Source organism: Gilliamella sp. Nev5-1, from assembly GCF_001690895.1.
In the GTDB taxonomy this organism is placed as follows: Bacteria; Pseudomonadota; Gammaproteobacteria; order Enterobacterales; family Orbaceae; genus Gilliamella; species Gilliamella apicola_C.
Map to the genome: position 1 here is coordinate 1 of NZ_LZHO01000071.1, position 17,688 is coordinate 17,688.

Here is a 17,688-nt window from a genome sequence, read left to right on the forward strand (position 1 = left end):
GTTGTTGTGAATTATATCATCGTAAAATGATGTCGGCTCTACGTACCCACTCGGACACTGATGACTAAAATCAATATTAATAACCCTGTATTAGATATTTTTAAATAATAAAATAATAATTAATGAACAATTGTTATTTTATTATAAAATATGATAACCTGCTCGTTTGATAAACTGTAATTATTCTATTTAGTTAATATGCAAAATATTTTTAAGACATTACGTTCAAACAGTTATTCTGTTCAATGTGAATTATGTAGTATAAGCTCTCTTTGTCTCCCCGCGTTACTTAACAATAATTTAGATAATGTATTAGAGCGTAAAATGTCTTATGCCAAAGATGAAATTATGGTTAAAGCAAACACACCATTTACTAAATTTTATATTATTCATTCTGGTGCATTAAAGACTTTTGTTACAACGCCTGATAATCATCAGCAAATTAATGGATTTTATTTACCTGGCGACATTGTTGGTTTAGATTCAATTTCAACAAAATTATATAACAACAATATCCAAGCGCTTTGCAATACACTTGTTTGCCAGCTTAATTATGATGAATTGATGTCGCTGGTTGATCACCAAAAAGATATTAGAGAAATGGTACTTAATTTACTAAGTTCTGATATTTATAATTATCAAAAATTAGTACTTTGTTATTCTCAGAAAAAAGCCGATGAGCGATTAGCAACCTTTATATATTCACTTTATCAACGTTACAAACAAAGAGGTCATTCTTCATTAAATATTAAACTTATGATGAGCCGAGCCGATATTTCTAATTATTTGGGCTTAACAGTTGAAACCGTTAGTAGAAATTTATCAAAGCTTCAAGAACAAAATATTTTATCAGTTAAAGGAAAACATATATTTATTAAAGATTTAAATGCTTTGATGGATTTAGGCAAATAAATTTATTTATGTTAAAATAATCACAATAATTTATTGTAAGGTCTTAATATATGACAAGTTTAAAGAAAACATTTATTGCAGTAACTTTGGCTCTCACCCCTATTTCTTCATTTGCTGCCCAACAGTTAACTGAACAGCAGGCTAAAGATCTGCAGTCGTTTAAAAGCATAACTATCCGAGGGGCATTTTATACTGATAATGATTATGTTTTAGCTATGTCAAAAGCGGCAGATAAAGAAGGTGCCGCTTCTTTCTTTATAACAACAACCAATATCAGCCCGTCTAATGATACTTTACGTATTGTTTACGCTAAGCTATATAAGGCAGATGCTGCTAAAGCTGAAGAAAAAGCCGAAAATTTACGTAAATTCGAAGGAGTATATGAATATCCAAAATCTAAAGCAATTCGTTTAGAACCTTTCAATATTGTACGAATTCGTGGATATTTTCCTAGTGAATATGATATAAACCAAGCAATCGCTAAAGAAGCCTCAGCAAAAGGTGCTTATGCCTATTATATCGATTCACGTAGCGAGCTTGGTAGCAATCTACAAATTGCTGCTTATTTGTTTAAGAAAGATGCACCAGAACGTAAACTTCAACCTGAAGACGCAATTCCATATGATTCTGAGGCTGGCCAACTCGCTCTTGCACAAGGCGGAGATGCGGCTATGCAAGTGGAAAAACCGGGATATTATTCTCCTTCAGCTTTTAATGAAAAATTTTATGCTGATAAATTTAATAATAAAGTAAAAGTTATTCGTGAACCAGTAAATAATACAAAAACATCTACAGTAAACAGCACATCTACATCTGAGGTTACAGCAGTGACGACGGAGCCTCAACGCATAAATCGTTACACTGTAACGTTATCAGATGGGCGGAAAATTCAAGAATTAAATGATGCAACAGCGGCTAAAATGGTTGCCTTTGATACAATCAAATTTAGAGGCTACTATGTGACTGATCAGGAAATTTCTTATCAAGCAGGTAAACGCGCTATTGATGCTGGTGCCAAATATTATCATATCTCTCGAGTAGCCCATGACTCTAATGGGCCGAACATCACTGTTTTTGTTGATCTTTATCGATAACTTATACCAATAAATGGGCGCATTTCACTGCGCCCTACTTTTCTATCAAACAAAATTACTTAGCCAACTAACCACTATAATTCAGATTTTACTTTATCGATTTGTTGCTCAATACGTTTTGCGGAAATTGGATACGGAGTACCAAGTTGCTGAGCAAATAGATTCACTCTTAGCTCTTCAATCATCCAACGGATATTTATTACTTCTTCTTGCGATTTTGAATTTTCTGGCAAACTATTCACCCACGTTACATATTGCTTTTCAACCGTTTCTATGATGTTCAGCGATTGCTTATCTTTGGTAAAATTTACCATTAGTTTTTCAATTCTTTTTTCAATTGCGGATAAATAACGATTAATATCTGGTAGCCGTTTATAACCTGATTTTGCAACAAACCCTTTATAAACAAGGTGATCAAGTTGTTTTTTGATATCAGATAAAGAAAAGGCTAATGATAAATCAATGCGACCTTTTAGTTTTTTATTGATGTTATTATATAAAACCAAAATGGACTCAACCTGTTTTGCAATATCAACCACAGTTTCATTAATATTGCCTTTGGTATAATTTAACAATGACTGATAATTATCTCGATTTTGAATGATCTGATTATTTTTTTCAATCAAATAGTCAACAGCACAAGCAATGCAATCGTCAATTAAACTAAGCACCGTGCCAAAAGCATTAAAATACAAGCTTAATTTAGATTTATTCGGCAATTTTTCATGTAAATATTTAATTGGTGATGGTATGTTAAGTATAAGTAGACGTCTTAATCCTAGTTTAGTTAGTCTTTGTTGCTCATATTGATTATCGATTAATTTAATGCTTACTGAATTTTGGTTATCAATGATTGCAGGGTAAGCTTTAATAGTGTAATTTTTATGAGTTTCTTCATACACACTTGGTAACAAATCAAAAGTCCAATCAGTTAAATCATTCTGTTCAATTTGAACTGTCTTTTGGGTTGTTAACGACGATAATGCCTGTTGAATTTCGTTTTTAAGCTGTTCTTTTAGCAAAATTAGATCTTTACTTGAAGCAATTTCTTTGTTGTTATTATCAACAATGCTAAAAGTTATTTTCAAATAGTCGGGGATTTGATCTAGTTGCCAATCTTCAGTGGTAATTTTTACTCCTGTCATTTTGTGAAATTCAGTTTCTAAACTTTCTAACAAAGATTGGCCTGTCGAAATAGCTCTACGTAAAAACGCATCAGCATAGTTCGGCGCAGGGACAAGATTTCGACGCAATGATTTCGGTAATGATTTAATTAATGCAATGATTAAATCTTTTCGGAAACCAGGTACTTGCCAATCAAACCCTCTATTTTTGATCTGATTTAATAAATTAAGAGGTATCTTAATTGTGACACCGTCACGATTATGCCCTATATCGAATTGGTAACTGAGTGCTAATTTTAGATTGCCTTGGTGCCAAAAATCAGGAAAATCATTTAAATTAACTAATTCTGCCGACTGTTTGATCAACATCTTTTTCTCAACACTAAGAAAATCAGGATCAGATTTTTGTTTTTGTTTCCACCAAGTATCAAAGTGTTTAGATGAAATAACGGATTTATCAATTCGTTTATCATAAAAATCAAAAAGTTCATCATCATCGATTAAAATATTTTGTCGGCGAGACTTATGTTCAAGATCTTCAACTTCGCTGATTAATTTTTGGTTCTTTTTATAAAACTGATGACGAGTAAACCAGTCTCCCTCAACTAAAGCATGACGAATAAATAAAGAGCGACTTAACACAGGATCAATTTTACTATAATTTACTATTCGGCTAGCAACAATAGGCAAGCCAAACAAAGTCACTTTTTCATTTGCTATAGTCGTTCCCTGCTTTTTTGACCATCTCGGCTCGTTATAACTGTATTTCACCAAATGTTTAGCTATAGGCTCAATCCATTCTGCTTCAATTTTTGCTACGACCCTTCCCCATAGTCGGCTGGTTTCTACCAGTTCACTAGCAATACACCATTTTGGCTGATTTTTGAAAAGAGCCGAATTAGGAAAAATGGCAAATTTAATATTACGCGCCCCAATATACTCATGCTTTTCAAGTTCTTTCATTCCAACATGAGATAGTAAACCACTTAGTAACGATATATGTAATGAACGATAATCTGCTGTATTGCTATTAATTGGAAACGCTAATTGTTTTATCGTTTGCCTAATTTGTGTATAGACATCTTGCCACTCTCGAATACGGAGATAATTTAAAAACTCTTTTTGACATAATCGCCTAAATTGGTTACCAGATAATATATTTTGTTGCTCTTTAATATAATTCCATAAATTAATCAAAGAAATAAAATCAGAATCCTTGTCAACAAAACGACGATGTTTTTCATCTGAGGCTTGTTGCTTATCAAAAGGTCTTTCTCTTGGATCTTGAATTGACAAAGCCGCAGTAATTATCATTATTTCTTTAGTACAGCCTAATCGCTTTGCTTCAAACAACATTCTGGCCAACCTTGGATCGATAGGAAGCTGAGCTAAAGTTTTCCCTATTTCGGTTAAATGATATCGATTATGTTTGGTATCAATTGCGCCAAGTTCTTCTAATAAACGAATGCCATCACGAATATATTTTGAATCGGGTGCTTCAACAAAAGGAAACGCTGCAATATCGCCTAAACCGAGTGAAGTCATTTGCAATATAACTGAAGCTAAATTGGTGCGTAAAATTTCAGGATCGGTAAATTCGGGGCGAGATAAGAAATCGTGCTCATCATATAAACGAATACAGATACCATCTGAAGTTCGCCCACATCGGCCTTTTCGTTGGTTAGCTGATGCTTGAGATATTGGCTCAATTGGCAATCGCTGAACTTTAGTACGATAGCTATAACGACTAATTCTAGCTAAACCAGGATCGATAACATATTTTATTCCTGGTACTGTTAACGATGTTTCCGCCACATTGGTAGCAAGAACGATTCTCCTTTTTGTGTGGGGCTGAAAAATACGATTTTGTTCTGCTGTAGATAGTCTTGCATATAATGGCAGAATATCAGTATGGCGAAGATCTAATTTATTAAGCGTATCAGCAAGATCTCGTATTTCTCTTTCACCTGTTAAAAAAACTAATATATCACCTGCGCTTTCGGTTGATAGCTCATCAATTGCATCAATAATGGGTTGAAAATCATTATTTTTATCGCTATAGCTTTCATTTTCATTTAATGCTAGAGGACGATATCTTACTTCAACAGGAAAAGTACGGCCCGATACTTCAATAATCGGCGCTTGATTAAAATGTTTAGAAAAACGTTCTACATCAATAGTTGCTGATGTTATTATGACTTTCAAATCGGGACGTTTAGGTAATAGCTGTTTTAAATATCCTAAAATAAAATCAATGTTTAAGCTGCGTTCGTGCGCTTCATCAATAATAATAGTATCATATTGCAATAAAAGTCTATCTTTTTGAATTTCTGCAAGTAATATACCATCAGTCATTAATTTAATCAGAGTCGTTTCACTAACGTGATCAGAAAATCTCACTTTGAAGCCAACTAATTGTCCGATTTCTGTCTTCAACTCTTCGGCTATACGATTAGCCACAGAACGTGCAGCTAAACGCCGTGGTTGAGTATGGCCTATAAATCCTTTGACCCCTAACCCCAATTCTAAGCAGATCTTAGGTATCTGGGTGGTTTTTCCCGAGCCTGTTTCGCCAGCAATAATAACGACTTGATGATGCTTAATTGCATCATAAATTGCTTGTTTTTTTTCAACAACTGGTAAATTAGCTGGAAAATTAATTTTTTGGGGTAACAACGCTACTCTAGCTTGGTAATGTAAAATAGCACTTTGTATATTGGCATCTATATCAGCTATAGTTTGACTTTTTTGGGCTAGTTTAATAATTTTATGCTTATCTAAAAAAGTCATTGTATCAAGATCTTTTAGTTGTTTTTGCGTTAACATAGAGACCAAATATTTTATTTAAAGTAAAACTTAACTTCAATTATAGCAAATTTAACCTATTAGTAGGAGTTCAAATGAAAAAAACGTTATTGCTAATTTCACTATTTTCTTCTTCTTTGCTTATGTATGGTTGTAATGAATCAAAGAAAATACAAGATACCGATCTTATGCATCACCGTTTTGTGCTCACTAAAGCAAATGGCCAAGATATCTCTTTAGATGATCAAGCTGACATTATATTTGGTGAAAAGATGACTATAACAGGCAAAATGTGTAATCAGTTTTCTAGCCAGGTTACTTTGGATAGCGATAACATTAAAGGTTCAGGTGTTATAATGACTAAAATACTTTGTAATGATGAACAATTAAACCAATTAGACTATATCATTGAACAGTTAATAGTTAATGGCGCAAAGATCGATTTAACCAATAATCAATTAATCTTAAAAAATGAAAAAAATGAGCTGATTTACCAACTTAAAGATTTAATGTAATTCAAACATTTTATTGGCTTGATACTGTGGCTGAAATGCATCTATCTAGTGGCTATAATTAGTTTATTTTATAAGCAAAAATATGTATGATATAAAAAACTTTATTTAAAATACTGTTAAGAATATAATAAGGGTAATTTTTAAAGGATTTAACTTATTGATGAAATTATCATACTCTTCAGATATTTTAGGTGACTTTTGTAGCTGTTTAAAGCTACAAAAAGTACTTTTAGCCTATCTTACCAATGCCTTGTCATTGGTTTTTTTTTGCATAACGTTGATTTATCGAATTTTTAAATTAAAACATTAACATTAAATAAATTACTAAGTAGATACTATTATGAAAAAGACAAAAATTGTTTGTACTATCGGACCAAAATCTGAATCAAAAGAAATGTTAGCAAAACTATTAAACGCAGGAATGAATGTTATGCGTTTAAACTTTTCTCATGGTGATTATGAGGAACATGGTAACCGTATTAAAAACTTACGAGAAGTAATGCAGGAAACTGGTTTAAAAGCAGCAATTATGTTAGATACCAAAGGACCTGAGATCCGCACCATTAAATTAGAAGGCGGTAATGATGTATCACTTGTTGCAGGCCAAACTTTCACTTTTACAACCGATAAAAGTGTCATTGGAAATGCCGAACGAGTTGCAGTGACCTATGATGGCTTTGCGCATGATCTTAAGCCTGGTAATCGTGTACTTGTTGATGACGGTTTGATTGCTATGGATGTTAAAGAAATCAAAGGTAATGAAGTTATCTGTACGGTTTTAAACAATGGTGATCTTGGTGAAAATAAAGGTATTAATTTACCCGGCGTCTCAATTAAGTTACCAGCCCTTGCAGAAAAGGATAAAAACGACCTGATTTTTGGTTGCGAGCAAGGCGTTGACTTTATTGCTGCATCATTTATTCGTAAGCGTTCGGATGTCGAAGATATTCGCGCACACTTAAAAGCCCATGGTGGCGAGGATATTAAGATCATCTCAAAAATCGAAAACCAAGAAGGTTTAGATAATTTTGATGAGATTCTTGAAGCTTCCGATGGTATTATGGTGGCTCGTGGCGATCTAGGTGTGGAAATTGCTGTTGAAGAAGTTATTTTTGCTCAAAAAATGATGATCAAAAAATGTAATAAAGCATCTAAACCTGTTATTACAGCAACACAAATGCTTGATTCAATGATTAAAAACCCTCGCCCTACTCGTGCCGAAGCTGGCGATGTGGCTAATGCAATTATTGATGGTACGGATGCTGTTATGCTTTCTGGTGAAAGTGCTAAAGGTAAATACCCTTTAGAAACAGTCAATGTCATGGCAACTATCTGTAAACGTACTGATGGCACAATTCCAGCGTCATTAGAATTAACATCAAAAGAAGAAAAATTACGTATAACAGCAGCTGTTTGCTGTGGTGCTGTAGAAATCGCTGAGCGTCTAAATGCCCCACTTATTGTTGTTGCAACCCGTAGTGGTAAATCAGCTCGAGAAGTTCGCCATTATTTCCCAAAAGCTCGTATTTTAGCATTATCATCTAGCCAAAAAACAGTTAATCAGTTAGCGGTCACCAAAGGTGTAGAGCCTATTTTAATTGATTCAATCAACTCAACTGATGATTTTTATCGCTTAGGTAAAGAGATGGCAGTAAAAGTATGCGGTTTACAACAAGGTGATATTATCGTTATGGTTTCAGGCGCTTTAGTTCCAAGCGGCACCACTAATACAACTTCTGTTCATCGTATTTAAAAATTAAATTTTAATTTTATATAAAATAAAAAAGCTAGCTACCTGCTAGCTTTTTTTTTTACTTAAGCTATTCTGTACAAGATATTATTAATCGAGTTTGAAAAACTAAAATGATTGAAGAAAAAGTATATTTACCTAAAGAACTCAGTTGGTTGTCTTTTAATCAACGTGTTTTACAAGAGGCGGCAGATAAAAGTAATCCACTTATTGAACGTGTGCGTTTTTTAGGCATATACTCAAGTAACCTTGATGAATTTTATAAAGTACAGTTTGCTAACCTAAAAAAATATGTGCTTATTGAACAAGAACAAGCACATTCTTTGCCTAATGCTAAGAATTTATTGCGCCAAGTAAATCAAAAAGTTATCCAATTGGAATTACAATTTGATCAGCTCTACAATGAATTATTATTAGAAATGGCTAGAAATCAAATCTTTTTGATTAATGAACGACAACTTTCCGCCTATCAAGAAAATTGGATAAAGAATTATTATAAACAAAATCTTAGGCAGTACATAACCCCTATTTTGCTCGATAGCCATACAGAGCTTATTCAATTTTTAAAAGATGATCATGCTTATTTGGCTGTAGAAATTATTTGTGAAGATAATATCAGTTATGCATTACTGGAACTACCAACAGATAAAGTTTCTCGTTTTGTATTATTGCCATCTGAAGTGTCCACTAAAAATAAATCCATTATCTTTTTAGACAACATACTTCGATATTGCTTAACGGATATTTTTAAAATATTTTTTGATGCCAAAGAATTAAATGCTTATTCAATTAATATCAATAGGGATGCAGAATACGAATTAAACACCGAATTAGATAGTTTACTTGAGCTTATGTCTCAAGGTTTAAAACAACGTTTAACGGCACAGCCTGTACGCTTTACTTATCAAAAAGATATGCCAAAAGCATTATTTGAATTGTTAATTAATAAATTACGATTAACTGAACAAGAGGCGATGCCTGGCGGTCGCTATCCTAATTTTAAAGATCTGGTCAAGTTTCCTGATTTTGGACAGAAGAAGCTATTAAATAAAAAAATTTCAAGCCTAAGTTATAATCGATTTAAACAATTTCGTAATGCTTTTGATACAATAAAAGATCGCGATGTTTTACTTTATTATCCTTACTATTCTTTTGGGCATGTTCTTGAAATTATGCGCCAAGCCTCATTTGATCCTTCTGTTACGCATATTCGCATGAACATATATCGAGTAGCTAAAGACTCACGTTTTATTCATACTGCGATTAATGCTGCTAATAATGGTAAAAAAGTTACTGTAGTGGTTGAGTTACAGGCAAGATTTGATGAGGAAGCAAATATAAAATGGGCAAAACGGCTAATTAGTAGCGGAATTAAAGTCATCTATTCACAACCAAAACTTAAGATCCATGCCAAGTTATTTTTAATTGATCGTAAAGAAGATGATGGAATTGTTCGTTATGCTCATATTGGTTCTGGTAATTTTAATGAAAGAACGGCGGCCATTTATACCGATTTTTCACTATTAACCGCAGATCCAGCCATTACCGATGAAGTTAGAAAAGTATTTAATTTTATTGAAAACCCGTTCAAACCTGTATCATTCAACCATTTGCTTGTTTCACCGCAAAATACACGATTACGATTTTATGAGTTTATCGAACGGGAAATAAATAATGCAAAAGTGGGGAAACCCGCTGGTATCTATTTAAAGTTAAATGCAATAACAGATCAAGATATGATAGATCAACTATATCGCGCATCATGTGCTGGAGTAAAAATTAGAATGGTAGTAAGAGGAACCTGTGTATTGGTACCGCAAATTCCTAACTTAAGTGAAAATATCACGGTCACCAGTATTGTTGATCAGTTTTTGGAGCATGCTCGTGTCTATATTTTTGAAAATGATGGAAGAAAAGATACATATATTTCTTCCGCAGACTGGATGCCTCGTAATCTCGATAACCGTATTGAAGTGGGTGTAAAAATTTTCGATCCAATAATAAAATCAACTATTCATAATATTTTTGATATACAGTGCAATGATAACGTAAAAGCTCGCATTATTGATAAAGATGCCACCAACAATTATGTGCAAAGAGGCAATAAGAAAAAAACCAGAGCCCAATATGCCATTTATGATTATTTGAAACGGTTAGAATCATTTGAATAATGAATTGAGGATTTTAAAGTGGACAAATTCAATGAATATGCCGTAGTTGATCTTGGTTCAAACAGCTTTTATATGGTTATAGTCCGTATCATTGATGGCGCGATGCAAATTATTTATAAAAATAAAAAAAACATTCATCTTGCAACGGGGCTTAATGCTAATAACCAGCTCAATGAATCAAGCATTATACGAGGAGTGCAGTGCCTTGAATTATTTGCTGAACGATTAAAAGGATTTCCAGCTGAACATGTTCGTGTTATAGCGACGCATACTTTGCGTGTTGCCCAAAATAAGCATCAATTTTTGATGGCTGCAGCCAAAGTATTTCCTTTTCCTATTGAAATTATTTCAGGTCAAGAAGAGGCTCGCCTTATTTATTTAGGTGCCATGACGACAGAATCAACATCGTCAACTGATACCAAATTTGTAGTAGATATCGGTGGTGGATCGACTGAAATAGCAATAGGAAAAGGAAATGATTTAAAACCATTGCTTGTAGCTAGCCGTCCCATGGGGTGTGTAACTTATGCTAAGCAATTCTTTCATGATCAAAAAATCGATTTTGATTCATTTCAACGAGCAAGGCTTGCCGCCGAACAACAAATTGAAAGTATGATTCATATTATTAAAAAGCAGAAAATCACTGTAGCATTTGGATCATCTGGAACGATTAAAGCTATTTATCGTATTTTATTAGACATTGGTGTCTGTGATGGAATTATTACGCCTAAAAGGCTAGATGATTTAATTCGTTATATTTTGGAATTTAAATCTTGCCAAGATATTAACTACCCTTCACTTTCTAATGAAAGAAAAAGCATATTTGTTAGTGGGCTGGCAATATTTTGTGGTATTTTTTATGCCCTAGGCTTAGAGGCTTTACGCTTTAGTCCGTGTGCATTACGTGAAGGCGTGCTTTATGAACTCATTGATGGTCCTAATTTCCGAGATATTAGACAAAATACGGCTCAATTACTTTCCGATCATTACAACGTTGATCAGCGCCATGCAAAACAAGTGGTTAAAACTGCAAAATTTTTATTTTCTCAATGGCAACAACAAACACAAATCGTTATTCCACCTAGCTTAGAATCTATATTGTATTGGGCTGCGCAGTTGCATGAAGTTGGGTTAAAAATCAACTTTACCTCGATTCATAAACATTCGAGTTATATTTTAAAGAATAGTAATTTGCCGGGGTTTAATGAAGAACAACAATTACTTTTAGCAACGCTTGTTCGTTATCATCGAAAATCAATTAATATTGATGAAATCCCTTATTTCAGCTTGTTTGAATACAAGCATATAATATCAGCCATGCAAATGCTTAGATTATCTATTCTAATAAATAATCAGCGAAATACCGATCTAAATCTTGATGCATTTAAATTAAAATTATCAAAAAATAGACCCACCCAGATAACGTTAGAAGTTAATCAAGATTTTGTCGAAAAGAATAAATTAATCTTATTGGATTTAGAGCAAGAACAAAAATATTGGAAACCGATTGATGATTGGCAATTATCAATTAAAATTTGTCGCTATAAAATTAACTCAGTATAAAAATACCGCCAGTCAATGTGGCGGTATATAATCTTTAGTGTATATAATTAGTTATTAGCTAAGACCGATTATTTTCCACCATAAAATACCCACAGTAAATAAGATAGCCAAATTTATAATGCTACAAATAAACCCGACTTTCCACCAAGTTTTTACAGGAACAAAACCTTCAGCAAATAATAGCGGATTTCTTGCATTGGCAAATTGTGTAATTGAACCAAAATAGTTAGTACAAATAACTAAAGCAAAAATTGCAATAAATGTGGGTACGCCAAGAGCAATAGCTATCGATAAGAAAACTGGAAATAAAGCGGCGATATGCGCATTACCACTGGCAAAAAGATAGTGCAAATAAACATACGCAACACATAAAACAATCAGCACTAATAACCAGCTACTTTCACCTAAATAACCTTGCACTGCACTACCTATTGTATCACCTAACCATTTTGTCACACCAAGTTTATTGACTTGCCCTGCTATCATTAATAATGCCGCAAACCAAATTAATGTATCCCAAGCTGCTTTTTCACTTTTGATGTCATCCCAACTTAATACACCCGTTAAAAGCAAAATAGTCAAACCAATAAAGGCAGTTGTTGTTGAATCAATATTGAAGTTTTTACCAAAAATCCAAAGTGCTAATAATAGAATAACTGTTCCACCCATAATGATTTCTTTAACGGCGATAGATCCCATTTTTTTCAATTCTTCAGCAGCTAATTTAGGTGCTTCTGGTGTCTTTTTTAGCTCTGGGTTAGTTAAAAAGTAGATAACTAAAGGAATAATAATAAATGAAACTAAGCATGGAACAATAGCTACAATAAACCATTGTCCCCAGCCTAATGTGATATCTAGTGATTTTGTCACTAACTTAGCAGCTAATAAATTTCCAGTAAACGCCGTTAAGAACATTGCCGAGGTAATGTCATTGATATGGCTAATAGTTAACATTAAAAATGTACCAATACGGTTTCTTGATTCATCCTTAGGGCTAGAATTAAAATTGATAGCTAATGCTTCAGCTATTGGGTAAATAACCCCACCAGCACGTGCAGTTGTACTTGGAATCGCTGGCGCTAAGGCCATATCAGTGACAGCTAAACCATAGGCAAGTCCCAATGTATTTTTACCTAAGATCTTCACAAGATAATAGGCAATACGTTTACTTAAACCTGTTTTAATAAAGCCGCGAGCAATCATAAAAGCAATAACAATTAACCAAATTAACCCACTATTTAATTCGCTTAATGATACCTCTATAGCGTTTTTAGCACTTTCGGCTCCCGTTGGTCTCAATACTGCAAATACCGTAATGGCTAATAAGCCGATTGCACCAATTGGCATAATTTCAGCAACAATACACGCAATTGTTGCAATAAAGATAATGCTTGTTTGCCAACCTTCTTGACTGATGCCTTGAGGAGGAGATATAAACAACCAAAGTATTGCTGAAATTGCCGCAATAATTATAAATGGTAGCCATTTTACTGGCGGTTTTTTTACTACGTTCATAGTATTTCCCTTTTTAATTTAAATATAATTTTATTACACCGATGTAAATTCTTTCTTTTTTAAATCTCACAAATCCACCCAGAAAAAACTTCAATAAAATCAATGGTTTTTCTGACTGTTTTTTATTAAAACTAAGCTGTTATTAAATTAAAACAGTAAAAACAAAGATCTAATATAATCGTTATTTTTATCATTTTTTGATGCTAAGCCTGTTGATTAATCGGTGATTATTTTGTACTGAGTGTCAATTAGTTGAAAAACAAAATTATCTGGGTTTATTAATGCTATTGTTTTATTTTTTAACAAAAATATAGCTGATAAGTTTTGATGCTTTTGTAAATATTTTCTGCTGTTATCAAGTCCCCATCCATAAAATACCGTTGAGTAAATATCACCTTCTAATGAAGAGTTGGATATTACTGTCACACTGTCTAGTTCATTATCTAATGGATAGCCTGTCTTGGGATCTAATATGTGATGATAGAGATGATTGTTTTGTATAAAAAAACGTTCATAAATCCCCGATGTTACAACAGACTTATTTTTAACTTTAATAACTCCTGATAACTTATCATCAGTTGCAAATGGTTTTTTTAGCCCCACATGCCAATAGCTGTTTTCATTGGTTAAAGGGCTACCTAAAGTTAATACGTTACCACCTAAATTAATAATACCTTGATAAACTTGATATTTATGTAAAATTAATTTGGCAACATCGGCAATATACCCCTTAGCAATTGCGCCTAAATCAATTTCCATGCCGAATTTTTTCAAAAAAACAGAACGATTATTTGTATCTAGCTCAATATTATTAGGATCTGTTAACAATAATCGCTGTTTAATCAATTTTGCTGGTGGAACTTGTTGCCCGTTGAAACCAATTTTCCAAAGTTTAACTAAAGGACCAATGGCAAAATTAAAGCAACTATTGAAATGCAAACTGACTTTTTGTGCTTGTTCAATCAAAGAAAATACCGAGCGACTCACAGTAACAGGGTGACTGCCCGCAGCTAAATTGATTGACATGACTTCTGATATTAACCTATTTACAGTCAACTTATCTTCAAGCAATTTAATGCTGTCAAAAACGGCCCGTGCAACGGTGTCATTAGGCTCTATAAGCGTTAATGACACCGTTGTTCCCATTAAAGTTTGAGTATATTTATAACTCGACCTTAACATACTAAATAAGCCCCAAATTGCTACAACTCAATTAACTTTTTATATAATAGGCAGCTTTTTTACCTGCTTGCATACCGAAAATAATGATATCTGCAACCGCATTACCGCCTATTCGGTTTGCTCCATGTATTCCCCCCACAACTTCGCCTGCAGCAAAAACACCTTGAATGACATTTTTATTAGCATCTAAAACTTGTGTTTGAGTATTGATAGTCACACCGCCCATAGTATGGTGAACACCAGGAGCAATTTTTATTGCATAAAAAGGTGCTTTTTCTATAGGATGACGTATGCCCGTTGTTCGGCCAAAGTCCTGATCGTGCTTAGTAATGGCAAACTGATTATAGCGCGCTACTGTGTTAGCTAATGTGCGACTATCAATTGATAACTCTTGTGCTAATTCTTCAAGAGTATTTGCTTGAGTGACCAGCTGATTTGAGACATATTCTTCCACCGCTTTATTTTCATCACGAACTTGTTGATCAAATAAGATATAAGCATAATGTTCAGGTAAATGAATAATTTCTGCTGATACTTTATCTCGGGTATCAAGCTCATTAACAAATCGTTGGCCTTTTTGCGATACGAGTATCGCCCCACCACCTCGAATAGATTCAGAAATCAAGTAAGAAGATGTTTGTTCTACTGTTGGATGAATTTGGATTTCACCCATATCAACAGTTCCAGCCCCAAGTTTTTCCAATATCATAATGCCAGAACCCGTTGCACCTTTATGATTGGTGGTAACAAAACCTTTAAGATCAGGGCGATATTTTTCAACCATGGCAGTATTAGCACTAAATCCACCTGTTGCGATAATAACGGCCTTAGTTTTTATCACGCGAGTTGAGCCATCTTCTTCAGAAATTTTAACGCCAATGACTTTATTGTTCTCAGTGACAATTTCAGTAACCGCAGTATCTAACATAACTTCAATACCACGCTTATTGATATTTTTAACTAGACCACTAATTAAAAAACCACCAACTGCCGCCCCGCTTTCTGGGCGATGGGTTCGATCAATGCTCATTCCCCCTGTGGTTGTAATACCACTTAATTCAATATCATTATTATCTAACCAATCGATAGCCTCTGGTGCATTTTCAACAAAGTATCGTAATAAGTCAGGATTATTTTTATTTTTTCCACCTGCCATAGTTTCTTTATAAAAAAGCTCTTTACTATCGACAATGCCTTTGAGTTTTTGGAATTTAGTTTCCGCAGCATTCATACCTGCCGAAGCTTTATTAGTATTACCACCAATCACCGGCATTTGCTCAACAATAACAACCTTTGCGCCATAATCATGTGCTTGAATAGCTGAGGCAAGCCCCGCGCCACCACTACCAACAACGACAACATCAAAAGAAAGATCATCAGGATCCCCCCCTTCGGCAATAATTGCGTCTTTGTTAGATTTTGCCATTGCTTTAGTTACAGCTTTCTTAAATGCTTCACATTGTGTTGTTGCTCCAGAGATAGCATCAACATGTGGACTATTTGAATCAATAATTCTATGTTTAATTTCAGTAAAATTATTTAAAACTTCACTATCAAAATTTTGCGCATTAACTAATTGTATATCTTTTATAAAATCCTTACCTAACTCAACGTTAATTAAAAATTCATAAGATTCATCATTAACTTTCTCTTGATACTGACCTGGTTTGAACTTTTTCACATTAAGGTTAGCATCACGAATCAAACTTTCAACAAGGGAAAAATGCCATAAAGGCTCAGGAATATTAAGCTCTTCCCGTTTATCACTATTGATAAATAGTTCTAACTTTTCCCCTTTTTTAATGCGACTAACCCAATCAGGATAAGCAATACAAGCACGACCGACAGCAACTAAATCATAGCCATTTTTAAAAGCTGCATCGATATCACTTTGATTAACAACATTACCGACCCCCACAACAGGAATTTTAGCTAATTGCTCAGATCGCATTGCAACATATTTATTGATTAGTGGTGTTGTATCTTCGGTATCAACGATCGAAGGTCTTAAAATCGACCCCATTGAGAAATGAACATAATCAAGCCCTTTTGCAGCCAGTTTTTCAAGCAAATACATGGTATCATCAAAACGAATACCAGGGACTTCTAGCTCTTCGGGGGAAAACCGATATCCAACAATAAACTCAGGAGTTGCATATTGTTGAATCATATTATGTGTGATATCTAAAATCGCAAGCGGGAATCGAGTACGATTATCACGACTCCCCCCCCATTTATCATTACGTTGATTTGAATTAGGTGAGTAGAATTGTTGAATTAAATAAGTATTTGCGCCATGAATTTCTACACCATCAAAACCAGCCTGAATAACACGACGCACAGCTTGACCAAACTTGTCAATCATTTCATCTACTTCTTCAGCCGTTAATTCAACGGGAGTTGGAGCATTCGGGCGTGGAGCAGCAATGGCACTCGGGCCTACTGGTGATTGGCCGCCAATTAACTTTGGCTCAACCATTCGTCCACCATGATAAACTTGAATAATAGCTTTAGAACCTTGCTCTTTGATAACTTTAGCTATTTTTGCTAATCCCTCAATTTTATCATCACTATCTAAGCCAATTGCGCCAGGAAAAGCTAATCCTTTATTATCAACAAAGCCACATTCGACTATCACTGTGCCAATATCACCAGCTCTTACCCGATAGTATTCAATCAAGTCATGCGTAACAGAACCATCATAAAAACCTGAGCAGGTTGTCATTGGCGCCATCATGATGCGATTTTTTAATTCTACCCCATTTGGTAACGTTAACGACTTAAATGTAAGTTGATTTGTCATTTGATATACCTAATTATTTTATTTGAATTCATTTATTGGCAATTATGATAGCATCCCAAACAACAATTCTCTATGTGAATTCAGTCTATCAATACATTAAGTATCAATTTTTCGACAGTATTTTTTACATATTTATTAATGAATTAGGCATGCATCGTTTTTAGAATCGACAAAATTACTTCGTTTTCATATTAAAAATCATTAAATTTAATATATCCAAGCAGAAAAAATCTAAAAAAAAACACTGTAACTAT

At 33.9% G+C, this 17,688-nt stretch carries 10 protein-coding genes; 6 read left to right on the forward strand and 4 right to left on the reverse strand.

Annotated elements, in window-relative coordinates:
* The first annotated feature begins 198 nt into the window (after window positions 1-198).
* Window positions 199-912 carry a helix-turn-helix domain-containing protein gene (locus tag A9G41_RS09615; protein ID WP_065582669.1) on the forward strand — a complete coding sequence of 238 codons (714 nt, stop codon included), beginning with the start codon at window positions 199-201 and terminating at the stop codon, window positions 910-912.
* A 50-nt stretch (window positions 913-962) separates the two neighbouring features.
* Window positions 963-2,006 (forward strand): YdgH/BhsA/McbA-like domain containing protein, encoded by a 1,044-nt coding sequence (locus A9G41_RS09620; protein ID WP_065567211.1) that lies wholly within the window; start codon window positions 963-965, stop codon window positions 2,004-2,006.
* A 74-nt stretch (window positions 2,007-2,080) separates the two neighbouring features.
* Here A9G41_RS09620 and hrpA read toward each other — a convergent pair whose 3' ends face one another.
* On the reverse strand, window positions 2,081-5,956 hold the full coding sequence (gene hrpA / locus A9G41_RS09625) for an ATP-dependent RNA helicase HrpA (protein ID WP_065582668.1): 3,876 nt from the start codon (window positions 5,954-5,956) through the stop codon (window positions 2,081-2,083).
* A 74-nt stretch (window positions 5,957-6,030) separates the two neighbouring features.
* On the opposite strand from hrpA, the gene A9G41_RS09630 reads away from it, so the two are divergent.
* The 4 genes from A9G41_RS09630 to A9G41_RS09645 all read left to right on the forward strand — a co-directional run bounded on the left by A9G41_RS09630 (window position 6,031) and on the right by A9G41_RS09645 (window position 11,934).
* Window positions 6,031-6,450, forward strand: a complete 420-nt coding sequence (locus A9G41_RS09630; protein ID WP_075539596.1) for an META domain-containing protein — start codon at window positions 6,031-6,033, stop codon at window positions 6,448-6,450.
* Between the two features lie 340 nt (window positions 6,451-6,790).
* The gene (gene pykF / locus A9G41_RS09635) at window positions 6,791-8,203 is read left to right on the forward strand and encodes a pyruvate kinase PykF (RefSeq protein ID WP_065579392.1); all 1,413 of its coding nucleotides are present in this window, start codon (window positions 6,791-6,793) and stop codon (window positions 8,201-8,203) included.
* Between the two features lie 110 nt (window positions 8,204-8,313).
* Window positions 8,314-10,371: a polyphosphate kinase 1 gene (gene ppk1, locus A9G41_RS09640; protein WP_065567215.1), complete on the forward strand. Its 2,058-nt coding sequence runs from the start codon at window positions 8,314-8,316 to the stop codon at window positions 10,369-10,371.
* Window positions 10,372-10,443: 72 nt separating this feature from the next.
* Window positions 10,444-11,934: a Ppx/GppA phosphatase family protein gene (locus A9G41_RS09645; protein ID WP_081302204.1), complete on the forward strand. Its 1,491-nt coding sequence runs from the start codon at window positions 10,444-10,446 to the stop codon at window positions 11,932-11,934.
* Between the two features lie 54 nt (window positions 11,935-11,988).
* Here the strand turns inward: A9G41_RS09645 and A9G41_RS09650 are convergent, their stop codons facing one another.
* The 3 genes from A9G41_RS09650 to A9G41_RS09660 form a co-directional block, all read right to left on the reverse strand.
* On the reverse strand, window positions 11,989-13,449 hold the full coding sequence (locus A9G41_RS09650; RefSeq protein WP_075539597.1) for a DASS family sodium-coupled anion symporter: 1,461 nt from the start codon (window positions 13,447-13,449) through the stop codon (window positions 11,989-11,991).
* 216 nt (window positions 13,450-13,665) lie between these two features.
* A complete protein-coding gene (locus A9G41_RS09655) occupies window positions 13,666-14,631 on the reverse strand; it encodes an FAD:protein FMN transferase (protein ID WP_065582664.1) in 966 nt (321 codons plus the stop codon).
* Between the two features lie 31 nt (window positions 14,632-14,662).
* The gene (locus A9G41_RS09660) at window positions 14,663-17,434 is read right to left on the reverse strand and encodes a flavocytochrome c (RefSeq protein ID WP_075539598.1); all 2,772 of its coding nucleotides are present in this window, start codon (window positions 17,432-17,434) and stop codon (window positions 14,663-14,665) included.
* Window positions 17,435-17,688: the final 254 nt, after the last annotated feature.

What these genes read in the sequence shown, in the direction of transcription:
- A9G41_RS09615 (WP_065582669.1), top strand. Translation starts at nt 199, where the DNA reads ATGCAAAATATTTTTAAGACATTACGTTCAAACAGTTATTCTGTTCAA.
- A9G41_RS09620 (WP_065567211.1), top strand. Translation starts at nt 963, where the DNA reads ATGACAAGTTTAAAGAAAACATTTATTGCAGTAACTTTGGCTCTCACC.
- hrpA (WP_065582668.1), bottom strand. Translation starts at nt 5,956, where the DNA reads ATGTTAACGCAAAAACAACTAAAAGATCTTGATACAATGACTTTTTTA.
- A9G41_RS09630 (WP_075539596.1), top strand. Translation starts at nt 6,031, where the DNA reads ATGAAAAAAACGTTATTGCTAATTTCACTATTTTCTTCTTCTTTGCTT.
- pykF (WP_065579392.1), top strand. Translation starts at nt 6,791, where the DNA reads ATGAAAAAGACAAAAATTGTTTGTACTATCGGACCAAAATCTGAATCA.
- ppk1 (WP_065567215.1), top strand. Translation starts at nt 8,314, where the DNA reads ATGATTGAAGAAAAAGTATATTTACCTAAAGAACTCAGTTGGTTGTCT.
- A9G41_RS09645 (WP_081302204.1), top strand. Translation starts at nt 10,444, where the DNA reads ATGGTTATAGTCCGTATCATTGATGGCGCGATGCAAATTATTTATAAA.
- A9G41_RS09650 (WP_075539597.1), bottom strand. Translation starts at nt 13,449, where the DNA reads ATGAACGTAGTAAAAAAACCGCCAGTAAAATGGCTACCATTTATAATT.
- A9G41_RS09655 (WP_065582664.1), bottom strand. Translation starts at nt 14,631, where the DNA reads ATGTTAAGGTCGAGTTATAAATATACTCAAACTTTAATGGGAACAACG.
- A9G41_RS09660 (WP_075539598.1), bottom strand. Translation starts at nt 17,434, where the DNA reads ATGACAAATCAACTTACATTTAAGTCGTTAACGTTACCAAATGGGGTA.